This is a genomic window from Halococcus sp. IIIV-5B, from assembly GCF_003602035.1.
In the GTDB taxonomy this organism is placed as follows: domain Archaea; phylum Halobacteriota; class Halobacteria; order Halobacteriales; family Halococcaceae; genus Halococcus; species Halococcus salsus.
In genome coordinates, this window is the sequence record NZ_QZWE01000008.1 from 91661 (window position 1) to 106746 (window position 15086).

Consider the following 15086-nt stretch of genomic DNA (forward strand, 5'->3'; position numbering starts at 1 on the left):
TCAATCGTCGGCCTCCATCGGGGTCCCGTCGGCGGCGGTCGGGGCCGGCCCCTCGCCGTCGTCGAACGGGTACCACGACTGCTTCGCGTCGGTGAGGCAGGGATCCACGTAGTCGGTTTCCTCGGGCTGGGCGAGTTCGGCGATAGTGCCGTCGCCCGTGGACTCGACCCACTCCCGGAAGGTCTGGCCGTCGTCCCGGAGCGCCACGAACCCGTCGAGGAGGTTCTTGATCATCCCCGGTGCCTCGTCGGCCGGCACGCGCTGGTGGACCCAGTCGATGAACGCGGGCTCCGGGCCGATACCGCCCCCGACACCGATGTCCATCGCCTCGACCATCTCGCCGTCCTTCCGGGCGCGCATCCCCTGGAGCCCGATGTCGGCGGTCAGCGCCTGGCCGCAGTCGGCGGTACAGCCCGAGAAGTGCATCTTGACCTGAGAGACGTCGTCGGGCATGTCGACGTTCGCCTGGAGCCACCGAAGGGTTGCTGCCATCCGGGCTTTGGTCTCGGTGAGCGCGAGCGAACAGAATTCGGTTCCCGTACACGCCATCGCCCCGCGGGTGAACACGTCGGGGTCGGGGGAGTGGACATCGAGCAGCGGCTCAGCGAGCAGCTCGTCGAGCTTCGCCTCGGGAACGTCCATCACGAGCGGGTTCTGTCGGCGGGTGAGTCTGACTTCCCCTGAGCCGTACTCGTCGGCGAGGTCGGCGAGTTCGAGCGCCTCGTGGGTAGGGACTCGCCCTACCGGGGTGTTCAACCCCACGTAGTACCGTCCGTCGGGCTGTTCGTGGACGCCGACGTGGTCGTGGCGGCCCGCCTCGTCGGACCGCCCGGCGTTGTAGGTGTACTCCTTCCGGATGTCCGTCCCGCCGTACGCGAGGTCGAAGTCGACCTTCTCGGCCATCGCTTCCCGGATCTTCTCCGTGCCCCACTCGTCGACGAAGAATCTAGACCTGTTTTTACTCCGGTTCTCGCGGTTCCCCTCGGCGTGGTAGAGTTCGACGAACGCTCGGACCGCGTCGTAGGCGTGCTCGGGTTCGACGAAGACGTCGAGCGAGCGCGCCCGCCGGGGTTCACGCCCGCCGAGACCGCCGCCGACCCGCATGTTGAAGCCTCTGACTGTTTCCCCATCGACCAGCTTCCGCGCGGGTTCGAGCGCCACGCCGTTGATGGAGTCCTGGGCGCAGCCCTCGCGACACCCGGTGACCGAGATGTTGAACTTCCGGGGCATGTTCGCGAGCGCGTTGTCCCCGCGGAGGTCGTTCTGGATCTCGTCGAGCAGCGGCCGCGTCTCGACGTACTCGTGGGCATCCTTCCCGGCGACCGGGCAGCCCGAGACGTTCCGCATGGTGTCCCCGCCCGACGAGCGACTCGAAACGCCCACGGCTTCGAGCTTCTCCCAGACCGCGGGGACGTCTTCGAGTTTGATCCAGTGGAGCTGGACCGACTGGCGGGTGGTGAGGTCGATCCAGCCGTTGCCGAACTCGGGGTTGTCAACGGGTCCGGTCGCGTACTCCTGGGCGACCTCGGCGATGGCGCGGAGTTGGCCGGGTTCGAGGAGTCCCCCGCAGTTGGTGAGCCGCATCATGAAGTAGCTCTCCTGGCCCGACCGGTGGTGGAAGACCCCCCAGAACTTGAATCGCGAGAACCACACCTCGCGTTCGTCCTCGGGGATCGACTCCCAGCCCGATTCGGCGAACTCGATCAGTTTCTCGCGCACCTCGTCGCCGTACAACCCCGCCTTCCAGTCCTCCTTTTTGTGCGTCATTGTAGGATCAGTCCTCTGATACCGGTGATTCTTCACGTATAACGTGTTTCGACACGGTGTTCGTCACGCTTCGACCCAGGGAGGAGTGTATAAATAAATCTGGCCGCCAAAATCCCCAATTTATTTCCCGTTCTCGGAGCCATCCGTCCAATACACTATGAATGCGGGATTATTCGGTTCTGTATAAGGTCTTCGTACACAAGTCGAGCGCTCGGGGCCGCCGTCGGTATCTCAACCTACATAACCCCCGAGCGCGTACCGACGTCCAATGGCCGACCGAGTGTTCAACCGGGAGACGCTGCTCGACCTCACGGTCAACTTCATACCGATGGGGATGATCATCTTCTTCTTCGCGCTGTTCATCCTGGCGGACCCGTTTCCGGCCGACGCGATGGCGGTCGGAACCAGCCTCAGCCTGCTCGTGATCCCGTTCGTGGTGCTCGCGGTCACCACCTACGTCACGGGCCGGATCATCGCCGAGGCCGACCAGACCGGCCGTTCGGGGACCGCGGCCAAGATCAGCAGTATCGCCACGGGGATGGACCACGAAGCGGACGACGAGCCCTGATCAGGCCCGTTCGCGCCAGACCAGCCCGCCCCCGGCGACCATCACGAGGAAGCCGACGACCGAGACTGCGAGCGTCGGGACGAACGCGATGGCGTGGATCTCGGCCCACGCGTACACGGCGATACCCACGAGCGCGACGAGGTAGCCGGTGGTGACCGCGGCCAGTCCGAAGGCGGTTCTCCAGGAGGGCTCCAGCACCGGCGGGGATTCGGGCGACGACATGAGGAGGTTCGTTTCCACCAACGGGCACCGGCGTCATTTAGTTTGTGAAGGCGTACCCGTCGACGGCCGCAGGCGGGGTGTTTTTATCGCTCTCGACGCAATCGGGGGCATGGGGACGACGAGCGAGACGGTCGAGGAGACCGGCGAGGACGAAGCCCTGTGGCGCGACTTCCCCACCGGGCACGAGGAAGCGACGTGGTGGCCCGTCGCCTGTACGGTCGGGCTGATCGGTCTCTACTTCGGGGCCGGGCTCTACTTCTTCGGGACCGGCGAGAACGCGCCGATACCGCCGACGATCGGCCCGGCGGTGTTCGCCCTCGGCTCGCTGGGGTTCATCGCCGGGGCGTTCGGCTGGTTCTACCAGGGCTTCCTCGTCGACTTCTGGACCCGGAGCACCGAGGGTCGCGAGCCCGGCGCGCTCCGGGGCGCGATGATCCTCTTCATCCTGACCGACATCGCGACGTTCTCGGCGGGGTTCGTCTACTACGCCTTCATCCGGGTCGACCAGTGGCCTCCGGGGGAACTCCCCGAACTCCTCACACCGGTGTTGATCGTCAACACGGTCGCGCTGGTGGCGAGCAGTTTCACCCTCCACTACGCCCACCAGGGGCTCGAAGAGGGGAACCGGCGGGGCTTTCTCGGCCTGCTCGGCGTCACGATACTGCTCGGCGTGATCTTCGTCTCGGGCCAGATATACGAGTACTACACCCTGGTCGTCCACGAGGGCTTCACCATCACCACCGGGATCTTCGGGAGCGCGTTCTTCGGGCTCACGGGGCTGCACGGGCTCCACGTTCTCGCCGGGACGATCTTCCTCGGCATCCTGTTCGCCCGCGGTCTGCTCGGCCAGCTCTCGGACGGGCGGGACACCTCGATGGTGACGATATCGTACTACTGGCACTTCGTCGACGTCGTCTGGATCTTCATCATCGCGCTGCTCTACTTCGGGGCCGAGTTCTCGCTTTGACGTCCTCCCCGCGCTGAAGGGCGAGGATTCCCACGGCCGTACCGCAACGCTGGGTTGGGCGTTTCAGGTTCGTGGACGGACGTTCGTTCGTCTACAGGGAGTGCCACGTCCCCGAGTACTCTTCTCGTTCGGGACGCCACACCCGGGGTGACTGTCCAAGGTACTGGTTGTCGTTGCCCGAGCTGTTGTGGTGGCTGTCGTTCGGGTTGCGACTGCGGGTGTTCTGTCTGTGCAGGCATTCCACCCGGTGGCTCGTGTGGATGTGATTGTCGTGTAGTTGGATGTGGCGGTGGGCGTGGCTGTGGGTGCTGCTACTGCGTATGACTTACCCCTCTCGGGTTCGCCTGTAACCCTTCCAATGAAACAGAAGCTACGACTTCCTTATGCACGTCAACAGTCGTTAGTAGCGCAGAATTTTCATTCGGTCTCAGCACCGTGACGGTGAGGCGTTAGCGCCTGATTTTCACGTAAAAGTTCAGGCTGGCGGTGCGGCGACCGACCCGGTGACGTTGGTCGCGTTCTCCGCGCTCACCCGCGTCGGGACGTCGGTTCGGTTCTGGTTCGACAACCAGGCCTGGTATCGGTCCTGGCTCACGACCGTGAGGTTGGCGTACATCCGGGAGTGGCCCGCGCCACAGAACTCCGAACAGTAGACCCGGTAGGTGCCCGGTTCGGTGATGTTGGTACGGATGGTGTTGTACTGGCCGGGGATGGTGTCCATCTTCAGCCCGAGTTCGGGCGCGTGGAAGGCGTGCAACACGTCACGTGACGTCAGGTGATAGTAGACGTCCGTGTTCGCCGGGACGACCGTGGTGTTGTCGGTCGTGACGTTCTCCTCGGGGTAGACGAAGTCCCACCCCCATTGGTAGGCGATGGTGCGAACGATGACCGCGTCGTCATCGTTCGCGGGCATGACGGCCCCTTCGAGGTTCTGGTCGCCGCCGAGGGCCTGCTCCTGTTCGGTGAGCGAGGGCGAGATGTACGGGTCCGTGAGGATGTTGTACGACGCGAACCCGACGAACAGCAGGATGATCGCGGTGGCGATCGTCCACGTGATCTCGAGCGAGCGGTTCTCCTTCGTCGGCGAGGGGTCGTCGTTGTCCTTGTGTTTCCAGACGGCGTAGAACAGGATCACCTCGACGAGTATCGCGAGCGGCACGGCGACGTAGAGGAGCTGCCGGTTCAGGCTCTCGATCAGGGTCTTGTTGATCGACTGCGCGGCGACCGGCTCGACAGCGATCGTCAGGAACGCCGCCAGCGCCACCCCGGCCGTCGCCTGTCTGCGGTTCATCGAGCTACGATCGGAGGGCCCCGCACAAGTATCTGCTGTCGTCGGCCAGAACCGTCGGCCCGCGGTTCCCCGGGCGAGGGGCTTTTGCTACCCCGGCCGTAATCGCTCGCATGGCCGACACGGGCTCACTCGTCGAAGAGGTTACCGGCGAATCCGAAAGCAAAGCGCGGGGCGACCTCCGACGCATCGTGGTGGGCGGACTCGTCGGCGGGATCGCCGGTGGGCTCGGTACGCTGGCCTTCTCGGCGGTGCTGGCCCTCGCCCTCCTCCTCGACGCGTTCGACCCCGTCCAGTTCGGCGAGATGGCCGTCATGGCCGGGCTGAGCGACCCGCTCGCGGGCGAGGGCGACCCGGTGCTCGGTTACCTCATCTTCGTCGGCGGCGGGATGACGACGTGGCCGTTCCTGTTCGCGGCGCTCCACGAGTACCTCCCCGGCTGGCGGATGGCGGTCTCCGGAGTCACGTTCGCGGCGATCGGCTGGGCGGGCTTCGCGATCGCCTTCTACAGCCCCAACGTGAGCCTCCCGCTGTTCCTCGTGTTGACCTTCATCGGGCAGTGCCTCTACGGGCTGGTCATGGGACTGGCCTTCGAGTACGCCGAACCGCGGACCGACATCGCCTTCGTCGGAACGACGTTTCAGTAACCGTTCGACTGGGGTCTACCGGCGGCCGCGAAGCCGGTTCATCGCGACCGTCGCCACCGCGAGGAAGAGCAGTCCGATCGTCGCACCCGTCGAGGAGTAGGAGGCCTCGGCGGCCGTGATGGTGTCACCGACCACGCCACCGGTCGGGTTCGCGGGCGCACCGCCCGTGGCGGCCGCCCAGTCGGCATCGCTCACGACGACCTCCTGGTACTCCTCGAAGTGCTCGGTCCCGAGGTCGTCGATGAGGGTGTCGAGCTCCGCCCGCGTGTCCGCATCGAGGTCGGGGATCTGGTCGGCATCGTAGGGGCCGTCCCGCGCCGCGAAGAGCGCGTTGAGGCTGAGCTCGTTTCGGCGGTCGACGACCGGGAGGTAGAGGTCGTCGAGCGAGTCGGGCTCCTCGAAGCCCGAGGCCGACACCAGGAACCGGTCGGCGACGGCCGAGAGGTCGCTCGTGTCGAAGTCCTGTGCGGTCGGGAACACCCAGTCGTTCCTGGTGGTCCCCGTGAATCGTGGTCGGTGGATCGAGTACTCGGTCATGGATTAGTTGAACCATCGCCGGAGCCCGGGGGCGGCCGAGAGGCCGAGCCCCACGACGACCCCGACGATGCTGAGCGGCACGTTGAACGCGGTCTCGTCGACGCAGTCGTCGAGCGACGCGACGACGGTGTAGTACGACTCGCCCTCGTAGGTCACGACGGAGCCGTTGCGAAGCTCCTCGAAGTGCGCCGTCCGTCCGTCGAGTTCGGCCTCCTGGAGCGCGCTCGTTCGGGCCTCATCGAAGGTCTCCTGCTCCATCGGCGTGAGTTCGTCGTAGGAGAACTGCCTGAAGTTCGGCGGCTCGTCGCCGGCCGTGAGTTCCGCGGTGTCCGCCGGCGAGTAGACCTCGACGACCGGTTTGTCACAGAGCCCGTAGGTCGGCTGTATCGCGGCGTAGGGCCCGAGGATGACGCCGCCGATGCTGGCCGAGAGGATGATCATCCCCACGAACGATATCGTGTAGGTCTGGAACGACCGGCTGGTCATCGTTCGCCAGAAGCTCCGGACGACGGGTGCGAAGTGCTCCTGGAAGTCCCCCTGGTCCTCGCCGTGGAGGTCCTTCTCGTCGTCGCTCATCCGTCGGTCCTGGGGGTTTCGTCCGCCTCGGTTCCGTCCGAACCGCCGTCGGTGGCGTAGCGCTCGGCGAGCTGCTTCTCGAACCACTGCCACTCACGGGTGAACTGTCCGGTCTCCTTCAGGTCCCAAACGTCGGCCTCGGTGACACGCTCGCCCGCCCAGTACGAGCGGAGCATGTTGTAGAGCCAGAGCAGGACGCTGATCCCGATGACGTACGCGCCGATGGTGGTGATCTCCATCAGCCCCGTGAACTCGGCGGGGTAGGTGGCGTATCGGCGGGGAAGCCCGAGCGCGCCGGTGATGAGCATCGCGCCGAAGGTCACGATCACCCCGATGACCATCGTGACCGCCTGGAAGCGTGCGAGCGGCTGGTTGTACATCTTCCCCGTGATGATCGGGAACCAGTAGTAGCTCGCGGCCATCATCATGAACGGGATCACGCCCATCAGGATCATGTGGAAGTGACCCACGACGTAGTAGGTGTCGTGATAGAGGATGTCGACGGGGATCGCCGCGAGGAACACACCCGTGATGCCGCCGATCACGAACGTGCTCAGCCCGCCGACACAGAACAGCATGGGGGCGGTCAGCCTGACTCGCCCCTTCCAGATCGTGGTGATCCAGTTGAACTCCTTGATCGCGCTCGGGATCGCGATAGCAAGCGAAACCGCCATGAAGCTCGCGCGGATCCGGGGGTCGATACCCGTCGTGAACATGTGGTGGGCCCACACGCCGAACGAGAGCACGCCGATCGCGAACGTCGAGTAGATCACGAACCGGCGGCCGAACAGGGTCCGACCCGAGAACTTCGGGAGGATGAGGCTCATCAGCCCGAAGCCCGGTAACACGATGATGTAGACCTCCGGATGGCCCCAGAACCAGAAGATGTGTTGCCAGAGGATCGCCCCGCCCTGTTCGAGCGCGAAGAACGTCGTCCCGAAGTTTCGGTCGAGGAGGAGCATGATGAGCGCGCTCCCGAGCACCGAGAACGCCAGCAGGGCGATCCCGGCGGTCGTGACGAGCGTCCAGGTGAAGAGGTCGAGGTCGGCCCACGACACCTCGTCGCTCTTCTCGGTGAACACCGTGACGATGAAGTTGACCGACGCGAGCACCGTCGCGATCCCCGAGAGGTGGAGTCCGAGCAGCAGGAAGTCGACCTGCGGGTTCGCCGACTGGAGCGACAGCGGCGCGTACATGTACCAACCGATCTCGGGCGGTTGGATCGCGAACAGGAAGTCGATCGCGTCGACCGGGACGATCAGCCCGAGGAACTTCGCCGTCATGTTGACGATGAGGCCGCCGCGGATCAGCACGAGCGCGGGCGGCAGCATCCAGAAGCCGAGCAGGTTGATCCGGGGGAAGGCGAGGTCGTCGGCCCCGATGAGGAGCGGGAGGAAGTAGTTCGCGATGCCGAAGAAGACGGGGGTGACGAACAGGATCAGCATCGTCAGCCCGTGGGTGGTGAAGAGGGCGTCGTAGGTGCCCGCGGTCCAGACGTCGGCCTGCGGGGTGAGGAGTTCGGTCCGGATCATCATCGCGTCGACGCCGCCCCAGATCGCGGCGATCGTCCCGAAGACGATGTACATGATACCGATGTCGCGGTGGTCGGTGGTGGTGAGCCAGCGCGTGATGCCGCCGACCTTCGCCTCGGTCTCGGCCCCCGTCTCGGTGCCGGCGCTCTCGGGGAGGAATCCCCCGTCGGTCGCCGGTCTGCCGGCCGTGGTCTGGGCGGTGTACGACCGCCAGACGAAGCCCGCGAGCGCGAGGCCGAGCACGGCGGCGACGAGGATCGTCGCGTTCAGCATGGCACGGTCGTATCGAGAACGGCCGCCCGCTCGATGCTTTCGCTTGCCGATTCAAGCGATTGCGCCTGCCGTCTCGGTGCGAACGCGGAACGATGCATACCCGGAACTGGAGCGGTGGGGGTAAATACCCAGCGGAGTCCCGACTTCGTTTCCGGTAACCGGCCGACCCGAGCCGGATCGCGGGGACGAATCTCCGCCTCGTCTCCGCTCGTGGGTCACCCCGACTGCGTCTGGAACGGCTCGACGGCCCCGCCGGTTTCGGCCTCGTGGAGGTAGAGCGCGCTGTTGACGAGCCCGATGTGACTGAACGCCTGTGGGTAGTTCCCCAGCAGTTCGCCCGAGTCCGGGTCGATCTCCTCGGAGACGAGCCCGAGCGGGCTGGTGTAGCCACAGAGGGTGTCGTAGATCTCCCGCGCGCGGTCGACCTCGCCCAGCAGCGCGAGGCAGTCCACGAGCCAGAACGAACACAGCACGAAGGTTCCCTCTTGGCCGGGGAGGTCGTCGTCCTCGTAACGATAGACCAGCCCCTCGTCGGTGGTGAGTTCCTCGCGGATCGACTCGACGGTGCCCTGGATCCGTGGGTCGTCGAAGTCGAGGAAGCCCGACAGCGGCAGCAGGAGGAGGGAGCCGTCGAGCTGGCCGTCGTCGAACGCCTGGGTGAACGTGTTGCGCTCCTCGTCGAAACCACGTTCGATGACGCTCTCCTTGATCGCCTCCCTGTCGGCTCGCCAGTCGTCGAGCGGCGCGTCGAAGCCGTGTTCCTCGGCCATCTCGATCGCGCGGTCGATCGCGACCCAACACATCGCCTTCGAGTGGACGAACTGTTTCGGCCCGCTCCGCATCTCCCAGATGCCCGCGTCGGGGCGCTCCCACGCCTCGCGAACGAACTCGACGATCTCCCGGATCGCGGTCCAGTCGTCGCCCGCGATCTCCCGGTCCGACCACGAGAGCTGGTGGATCGCGAGCACGAGCTCGCCATACATCCCGAGCTGGAGCTGGTCGGCCGCGCCGTTGCCGATCCGCACGGGTGAGGACTCCCGATAGCCTTCGAGGTGGTCGAGTTCGGTCTCCTCGTAGGTCGAGTCGTGCTGGAGGCCGTAGAGGGGTTGCATCTCGCTCGGGTCGACCTCGCGGCTCAGTCGGAGGAAGTCGTCGAGGTAGTCGACGGCCTCTTGGATGTCGCCGAGGTTGGCGAAGGCTCGCACCGTGAACGCACCGTCGCGGATCCAGTTGTACCGGTAGTCCCAGTTGCGGACCCCGCCGACCACCTCGGGGAGCGACGTCGTGGGTGCGGCGGTGATCCCGCTGGTTCCCTGGTAGGTGAGGAGCTTGAGCGCGAGCTCCGAACGCACCACGGCGTCGTGGTTGTAGCCCGCGAACGGGCAGTCCTCGCCGTCACAGGCGTGGGTCCAACCGCGCCAGAACTCCACGGTGTCGTCGAGCAGCCGTTCGCACGCCTCGGGCTCCCGGGGAGCCCGGGTCCCGTATTCGAGCACGAACCAGCCCGAATCGTGGGCGTCGAGCGCGTACGACGCGGAGGCGGAGTCGCCGTCGGCGTCGAGGTCGACCGGGCTCGACAGCGCGATCCGGCGGGCCTCGCCGGTCGCCACCACGCCGTCGTCGATCGACTCGACCTCAGTCTCGGAGCGGGCGTAGTCGAATCGCGGCTCGAACGCGACTTCGAGGTCCACGCTCCCGTCGGTGCAGGCCACCTCGCGGTAGAGCCCTCGAACCTTCGGCTGGTTGCCGTCGTTGCCCGCCGAGAGCGGCATGAAGTCCGTCACCGTCGCGGTCCCGGTGTCGGTGTGGAAGGTGGTCTGGAGCACGTTGGTGCGCTCCATGTACTGCTGTTCGGCCTCGAACTCGCCCGCCGGTTGGACGACGAACCGGCCGCCCCGGTCGGCGTCGAGGACCGCCGCGAAGACCGACGAGGAGTTGAGCCGCGGGAGGCAGCACCAGTCGATCGCGCCGTCACGACCGACCAGCGCACAGGTTTCGAGGTTGCCGATCAGCCCGTAGTCGGCGAGCGGTTTGTACTGGCTCATCGCTTCCGCGGTGTCGGCAGCCACTGTTCGGCGGACGATGCGGCAGCCGGAACGGCGGTCGGTCTCATCGATCGGTCCATCGACCGTGCGACGGGTATATGCTTCTATCCCCGTTTCCCCGGGGTCTTAGCCGATGTGTATTCGCAAGCCGGTCGGATAACTCCACCACGGTCGGAGGTCTTGACAGCCGATCGGTCGTCACGGGCCAGAGCCATCGGCCGTATCCTGGGTGCGGGACACGTTCTCCAGGCGCTCACGGTGGGCCGAACGCGCTCCGAAGCGTGGGAGAACGCCAGTGTAGGTGTCGACGTACTCCACGCGCTCAGTATGCTGCTTTTCGCCGGCTACAGCGAGAACTACCGTCGGCTCGCGGCGCTCGATGCACTCGTCGCGGGCGCGTGGGCGACGAGCGCGTGGCTCGCCGCTCGACGTTCGTAAACGGTCCTTCCAAAAACGGTGCGTCGACGGCTCAGCTCAGCGGGAGGACCGTCGAGAACAGCACGGTGAAGGCGAAGCCGAACACCGAGACGAGCGTCGTCGCGACGCTCCACGTCTTGAGGGTCTCGACCTGCGTGAGCCCGCCGAGCTCCTTGATGATCCAGAAGCCGCTGTCGTTGTACCACGAGAAGGTCGTCGCGCCCGCGCCGATCGCCATCACGAGGTAGGCGGCGTTCGGCTCGAACCCGCCGGCGAGCGGGGCGACGATCCCGGCGGTCGTGAGGATCGCGACGGTGGCCGACCCCTGCACGATGCGGACCGCGGTCGCGATCACCCACGCGGTGACGAGGATACCGAGCCCGAACCCGCTGAGGATGCCCGCGATGTACTCACCGATGCCCGCGGCGGCGAGCATCGCGCCGAACGCGCCACCCGCGGCGGTGATCGCCGCGATGTTCCCACCGCTCTGGAGCGCCTGCGTGAGCTCCTCGCCCCAGTCGGTCCGGTCGAGGGAGCTCTCGCGGAAGTAGGTGATCGCCGCCACGACCGCCGCGAGCGTCAGCGAGAGGTTCACGTCGCCGATGAAGCTCATGACCGCGCCGAGCTGGCCACCGACGCCGAAGATGTTGCTCGCGGTGGTGTTCGCCCCGATGAAGCCGACGGCGATGACGATCGGCAGGAGGGACTCGACGATCCCCGGCAGCCGGTCGGTCGACTTCGAGCTCATCGTCTCGAGCTCGTCGGTCGTCATCCCCATCGAGTCCCGGAGCGGGATGTCCATCCGGCTGTTGATCCACTTCCCGAAGCCGATGCTGACGAACGCGGCGGTCGGGAGCCCGACCAACAGCCCGACCACGATGGTCGTCCCGAGGTTCGCGCTGAGCTGGTCCGCGGCCGCGAGCGGGCCGGGCGTCGGCGGCACGAACCCGTGGGTGACGACCCCTGCACCGGCGACGGCGATGAGATAGAGCGTGTAGTTGTCCTCCATTCGCGCCGCCGCGGTACGCGCGAGCGGCGTCAGGAGGTAGAGGACGTTGTCGAAGAAGACCGGGATCGCGATCACGAAACTGCTGCCGAACAGCGAGTACTCGGCCCGGTCCCGTCCGGTAAGCGACTCGAACCCACGGACGATCCGCTGGGCGGCCCCGCTTTCGGTCATCGACTTCCCGATGATCGCCGCCATCAGGATCGGGATCCCGATACCGACCATGTTCTCACCGAACGCCTCCGCGATCCGCGTCGGGACGTTCCCGAGCGCGACCTGTGGCGCGACCAGTCCGACGGCGAACGCGGCGATTATCAGCCCGAGAAACGCCGGGACGTCAAGCCACGCCAACAGGAGGATGACGATGATCGTGCCGACGAGCAGCGCCAGGAGCGGCGCTGGAACGATACCCGTTTGGAGTAGCCCGGATCCTACCTCGTTAATATCCATCAACGACGGTTCTACACAACCCCTATTTAAATCTGTGATCGACGCTCGGGACGGCGGAAAAATCATGCGCTATTCATGTAAAATGAAAAATCCGATCCGCCGAGCCGCCGTGAAGGGTCGATCGAGCCTCCGTCGCGGCCCCTTCGTTGAGGACGGCGGGCGAGCGTGTGCAAACGGGTCAGCCGTCGGACCCCGAAGGGGCCGCTACCCCTCCTCGTGGAGGAGATACCGTCGCGCTGCTGCGACGGTCAGAGGGAGTTCGACCGTGTCGAGGATCCCCTCGAAGAGCCGTACCGTCGCCGGCGGCCGGAGCCCGTTCTCGGCCAACAGCGACCCGTCCGTCAGAACGTCCCGAACGGAGCCGTCCGCGACGACGGTGCCGTCCCGTCCGATGACGATCACGCGCTCGGCGACTTCGGGGACGGCGTCGAGCGACGGCGTGAACAGCACCACGGTCCCCTCGTGGTCGGTCACCAGCTGTCGGATTCGCTCCCCGTAGTGGGCATCGACGGCACCGAACGGTTCGTCGAGCAGGAGGGCGTCGGGGTCGAACGCGAGCACGCTCGCGAACGCCGCCCGCTGCTTCTCGCCGCCCGAAAGCCGAAACGGCGGTCGGTCCAGCAGCCCACGAAGTCCGAGCTCGTCAGCGAGCGCCGCCACTCGCCGGTCCGCCGTCTCCAGTGGCATCCCGAGCTGTGCCGGGCCGTATTCGAGGTCCTCGCGAACGGTGGTGTTGAAGAGGTAGTCGTTCGGGTCCTGGAGTAGCACGCCGAGTCGGTCCCTGACTGCTTCGGGGTCGGTCGTCTCACCGAAGTACTCCACCGTCCCGACGGACGGCTCGACGAGTCCGCCGAGGAGAAGCTGGAGCGTGCTCTTGCCCGACCCGTTCGCGCCGACGACCGCGACCCGTTCGCCCGCCTCGATGGCGAGCGTCACGTCCCGGATCGCCGTCGTTCCGTCCGGATACTCGTGTGTCAGCTCCCGCGCCTCGATCACGGGCCCCACCGTATCACCCCCGACCCGACGACGGCGACGACGGCCAGCGCGACCAGCGCGTAGTCGGCGCGGTCGAGGGTTCGCGACCGGCCGTAGGGAGATGGGGGGCGAGCACCGCCGCGGGCCCGCATCCCGCGGCCGACGCGTTCGCCACGGTCGAGGGTTCGCAGCAGGAACGTGCTCGCGATCCCGCGTGCGTCGCGCCAGCCATCACGGAGGCCCGAGTCGCCGGTCGTCCGGCTGTTCCGCGCCAGTATCAGCCGTTGTAGTTCGTCGAAGAACAGAAAGAGGTACCGATAGGTGACGGCGATGGTCCAGACGAGCGCGACCGGGACCCGAAGTTCCCGCATCGCCGCGACCACGGCCGAGAACGGGGTCGTCATCACGACCAACGACAGGAGGGCGACGCCGACGCCGACACGCAGCGTGAACAGGACGACGTACGCGACGCCTGCCTCGGTGACGGTCACGCCGACCACCTCCACGAGTGGGTCGCCTGGAAGCAGTACGATCTGCGGGAGGACGACGAGCGCGGAGACGAGCGGGACGACCGCCGAGCGCGCGAGGAGCCGACGCAGCGGGACGGCGGACAGCCGCGCGAGCGCGACCGTCACGAGCCCGAGCGCGACCACGACCGCGAGCGTTCGCGTGAGCATCGTGGCCAGCGCGAGCCCCGTCATCGAGAGAAGCGAGACACGGGGGTCGCGGCGCTGTAAGAAACCGTCGTCGGCCGCGACCCGTTCGGCGGCGAAGACGGCTCGGAGCGCGGTCGTGATCGTTTCGACGGACGCCGCGACGACCCCGGTCACCGTTCGAGGAGCCGACCGATCCCGACGGCGACGCCGAGAGTCAGCGCCGTCCCGACGAGCGCCGAGACCAGCGTACCGAGCGGCGCGCCGAGACCCGGGACCGCGTAGTCAGGGAGGAACCCGGCGTGGAGCGTGACGGCGGCATCGCCAGCACCCGTCGCCTCGGCGGCGTTCTCGAGCGGCTCGGCGTAGCCGACGGCCCCCGATGCCCACCCGAAGACCGGTGCCAAAAGGACGAGAACGAGGATACCAAGACACGCCCGGCGAACCCACGGGTTCGTTCGGACGGCGCTCACAGGTCCACCTCCGGCGAGACCGGTTCGTCCGCGAACCGTCCGAGGACGAGGTCCGGTCGGGCGTTCACGACGGAGCCGTAGACGGCGGCCGTGATCGCCCCCTCGACGAGTCCCAGCAACGCGTGGCCGACGACCATGACGGGAACGGTCACACCGAGTTCGTAGGCGAACGCCGACGAGGCACCGACGGCGACCCCGACCACGAGCGCCGAGACCGTGATCGCCGCCCAGCCGGCCACGAACGCCGCGCCGTTCTCGTGCACCCCTCGCAGGAGCCGGAAGAGCACGTAGCCAACGAGTACGTCGACTACGGCCATCGTGAAGAGGTTCGCGCCGAGCGCGATGATGCCGCCGTCGCCGAAGACGAGCGCCTGGATCGTGACGACGGCCGTCATGGCGAGGACCCCGAGGTACGGCCCGAGGAGGATGCCGGCGAACGCACCGCCGACGAAGTGGGCGCTGGTTCCGCCGGGGATCGGCCAGTTCAGCATCTGGGCGGCGAAGATACCGGCCGCCACGACGCCGAGCAACGGGGTCCGCTCGTCACCGAGCTCGCCGCGAGCACGGACGACCGCGACACCGACCGCCATCCCCGTTCCGAGCCAGAGGAGGCCCGCCACCCAGGGGTCGAGAAACCCATCCGGAATGTGCATTCGTACCCGCACCCACCCGCAGCACGGCGATAATACT

Annotated in this window: 16 protein-coding genes; 4 read left to right on the forward strand and 12 right to left on the reverse strand. The window is 66.7% G+C overall.

The genetic code is table 11. The annotated features are described in order from the left end of the window. The gene (locus tag D3261_RS07870; protein WP_120071157.1) at positions 1-1767 is read right to left on the reverse strand and encodes a nitrite/sulfite reductase; all 1767 of its coding nucleotides are present in this window, start codon (positions 1765-1767) and stop codon (positions 1-3) included. A 268-nt stretch (positions 1768-2035) separates the two neighbouring features. Here D3261_RS07870 and D3261_RS07875 point away from each other — a divergent pair, with 268 nt between their 5' ends. Next, positions 2036-2335 carry a DUF6684 family protein gene (locus D3261_RS07875; RefSeq protein WP_120071159.1) on the forward strand — a complete coding sequence of 100 codons (300 nt, stop codon included), beginning with the start codon at positions 2036-2038 and terminating at the stop codon, positions 2333-2335. Here D3261_RS07875 and D3261_RS07880 read toward each other — a convergent pair whose 3' ends face one another. Beyond that, positions 2336-2575: a hypothetical protein gene (locus tag D3261_RS07880; protein ID WP_233553935.1), complete on the reverse strand. Its 240-nt coding sequence runs from the start codon at positions 2573-2575 to the stop codon at positions 2336-2338. It abuts the gene before it with no gap. A 91-nt stretch (positions 2576-2666) separates the two neighbouring features. On the opposite strand from D3261_RS07880, the gene D3261_RS07885 reads away from it, so the two are divergent. After that, a complete protein-coding gene (locus D3261_RS07885; protein WP_120071165.1) occupies positions 2667-3524 on the forward strand; it encodes a heme-copper oxidase subunit III in 858 nt (285 codons plus the stop codon). Between the two features lie 475 nt (positions 3525-3999). Here the strand turns inward: D3261_RS07885 and coxB are convergent, their stop codons facing one another. After that, positions 4000-4815, reverse strand: coding sequence for a cytochrome c oxidase subunit II (gene coxB / locus D3261_RS07890; RefSeq protein ID WP_120071168.1), 816 nt, complete (start codon positions 4813-4815; stop codon positions 4000-4002). Between the two features lie 110 nt (positions 4816-4925). Here coxB and D3261_RS07895 point away from each other — a divergent pair, with 110 nt between their 5' ends. Next, complete coding sequence (locus D3261_RS07895) at positions 4926-5459, forward strand: DUF6789 family protein (protein WP_120071171.1); 534 nt, start codon at positions 4926-4928, stop codon at positions 5457-5459. Positions 5460-5474: 15 nt separating this feature from the next. Here D3261_RS07895 and D3261_RS07900 read toward each other — a convergent pair whose 3' ends face one another. From D3261_RS07900 to D3261_RS07915, 4 genes are all read right to left on the reverse strand, one after another. Further along, positions 5475-5996 (reverse strand): hypothetical protein, encoded by a 522-nt coding sequence (locus tag D3261_RS07900; RefSeq protein WP_120071174.1) that lies wholly within the window; start codon positions 5994-5996, stop codon positions 5475-5477. Between the two features lie 3 nt (positions 5997-5999). Further along, the gene (locus D3261_RS07905; RefSeq protein ID WP_120071177.1) at positions 6000-6572 is read right to left on the reverse strand and encodes a hypothetical protein; all 573 of its coding nucleotides are present in this window, start codon (positions 6570-6572) and stop codon (positions 6000-6002) included. Next, on the reverse strand, positions 6569-8377 hold the full coding sequence (locus D3261_RS07910) for a cbb3-type cytochrome c oxidase subunit I (protein ID WP_120071180.1): 1809 nt from the start codon (positions 8375-8377) through the stop codon (positions 6569-6571). Before D3261_RS07910 ends, D3261_RS07905 begins: the two co-directional genes overlap by 4 nt. 215 nt (positions 8378-8592) lie before the next feature. Further along, entirely contained in the window at positions 8593-10422 is a 1830-nt protein-coding gene (locus tag D3261_RS07915) for a glycoside hydrolase family 15 protein (protein WP_120071275.1), read from the reverse strand. A 180-nt stretch (positions 10423-10602) separates the two neighbouring features. Here D3261_RS07915 and D3261_RS19700 point away from each other — a divergent pair, with 180 nt between their 5' ends. Continuing rightward, positions 10603-10860 carry a hypothetical protein gene (locus D3261_RS19700; protein ID WP_147464936.1) on the forward strand — a complete coding sequence of 86 codons (258 nt, stop codon included), beginning with the start codon at positions 10603-10605 and terminating at the stop codon, positions 10858-10860. Between the two features lie 31 nt (positions 10861-10891). Here D3261_RS19700 and D3261_RS07920 read toward each other — a convergent pair whose 3' ends face one another. The 5 genes from D3261_RS07920 to D3261_RS07940 all read right to left on the reverse strand — a co-directional run bounded on the left by D3261_RS07920 (position 10892) and on the right by D3261_RS07940 (position 15049). Next, positions 10892-12295 carry a GntP family permease gene (locus D3261_RS07920; RefSeq protein WP_120071182.1) on the reverse strand — a complete coding sequence of 468 codons (1404 nt, stop codon included), beginning with the start codon at positions 12293-12295 and terminating at the stop codon, positions 10892-10894. A 204-nt stretch (positions 12296-12499) separates the two neighbouring features. Continuing rightward, complete coding sequence (locus D3261_RS07925; protein ID WP_120071184.1) at positions 12500-13300, reverse strand: energy-coupling factor ABC transporter ATP-binding protein; 801 nt, start codon at positions 13298-13300, stop codon at positions 12500-12502. Continuing rightward, on the reverse strand, positions 13288-14100 hold the full coding sequence (cbiQ, locus tag D3261_RS07930; protein ID WP_120071186.1) for a cobalt ECF transporter T component CbiQ: 813 nt from the start codon (positions 14098-14100) through the stop codon (positions 13288-13290). Before cbiQ ends, D3261_RS07925 begins: the two co-directional genes overlap by 13 nt. Next, on the reverse strand, positions 14097-14396 hold the full coding sequence (locus tag D3261_RS07935; protein WP_120071188.1) for a PDGLE domain-containing protein: 300 nt from the start codon (positions 14394-14396) through the stop codon (positions 14097-14099). Before D3261_RS07935 ends, cbiQ begins: the two co-directional genes overlap by 4 nt. Then, positions 14393-15049 carry an energy-coupling factor ABC transporter permease gene (locus D3261_RS07940; RefSeq protein WP_120071190.1) on the reverse strand — a complete coding sequence of 219 codons (657 nt, stop codon included), beginning with the start codon at positions 15047-15049 and terminating at the stop codon, positions 14393-14395. Before D3261_RS07940 ends, D3261_RS07935 begins: the two co-directional genes overlap by 4 nt. Positions 15050-15086 lie beyond the last annotated feature (37 nt).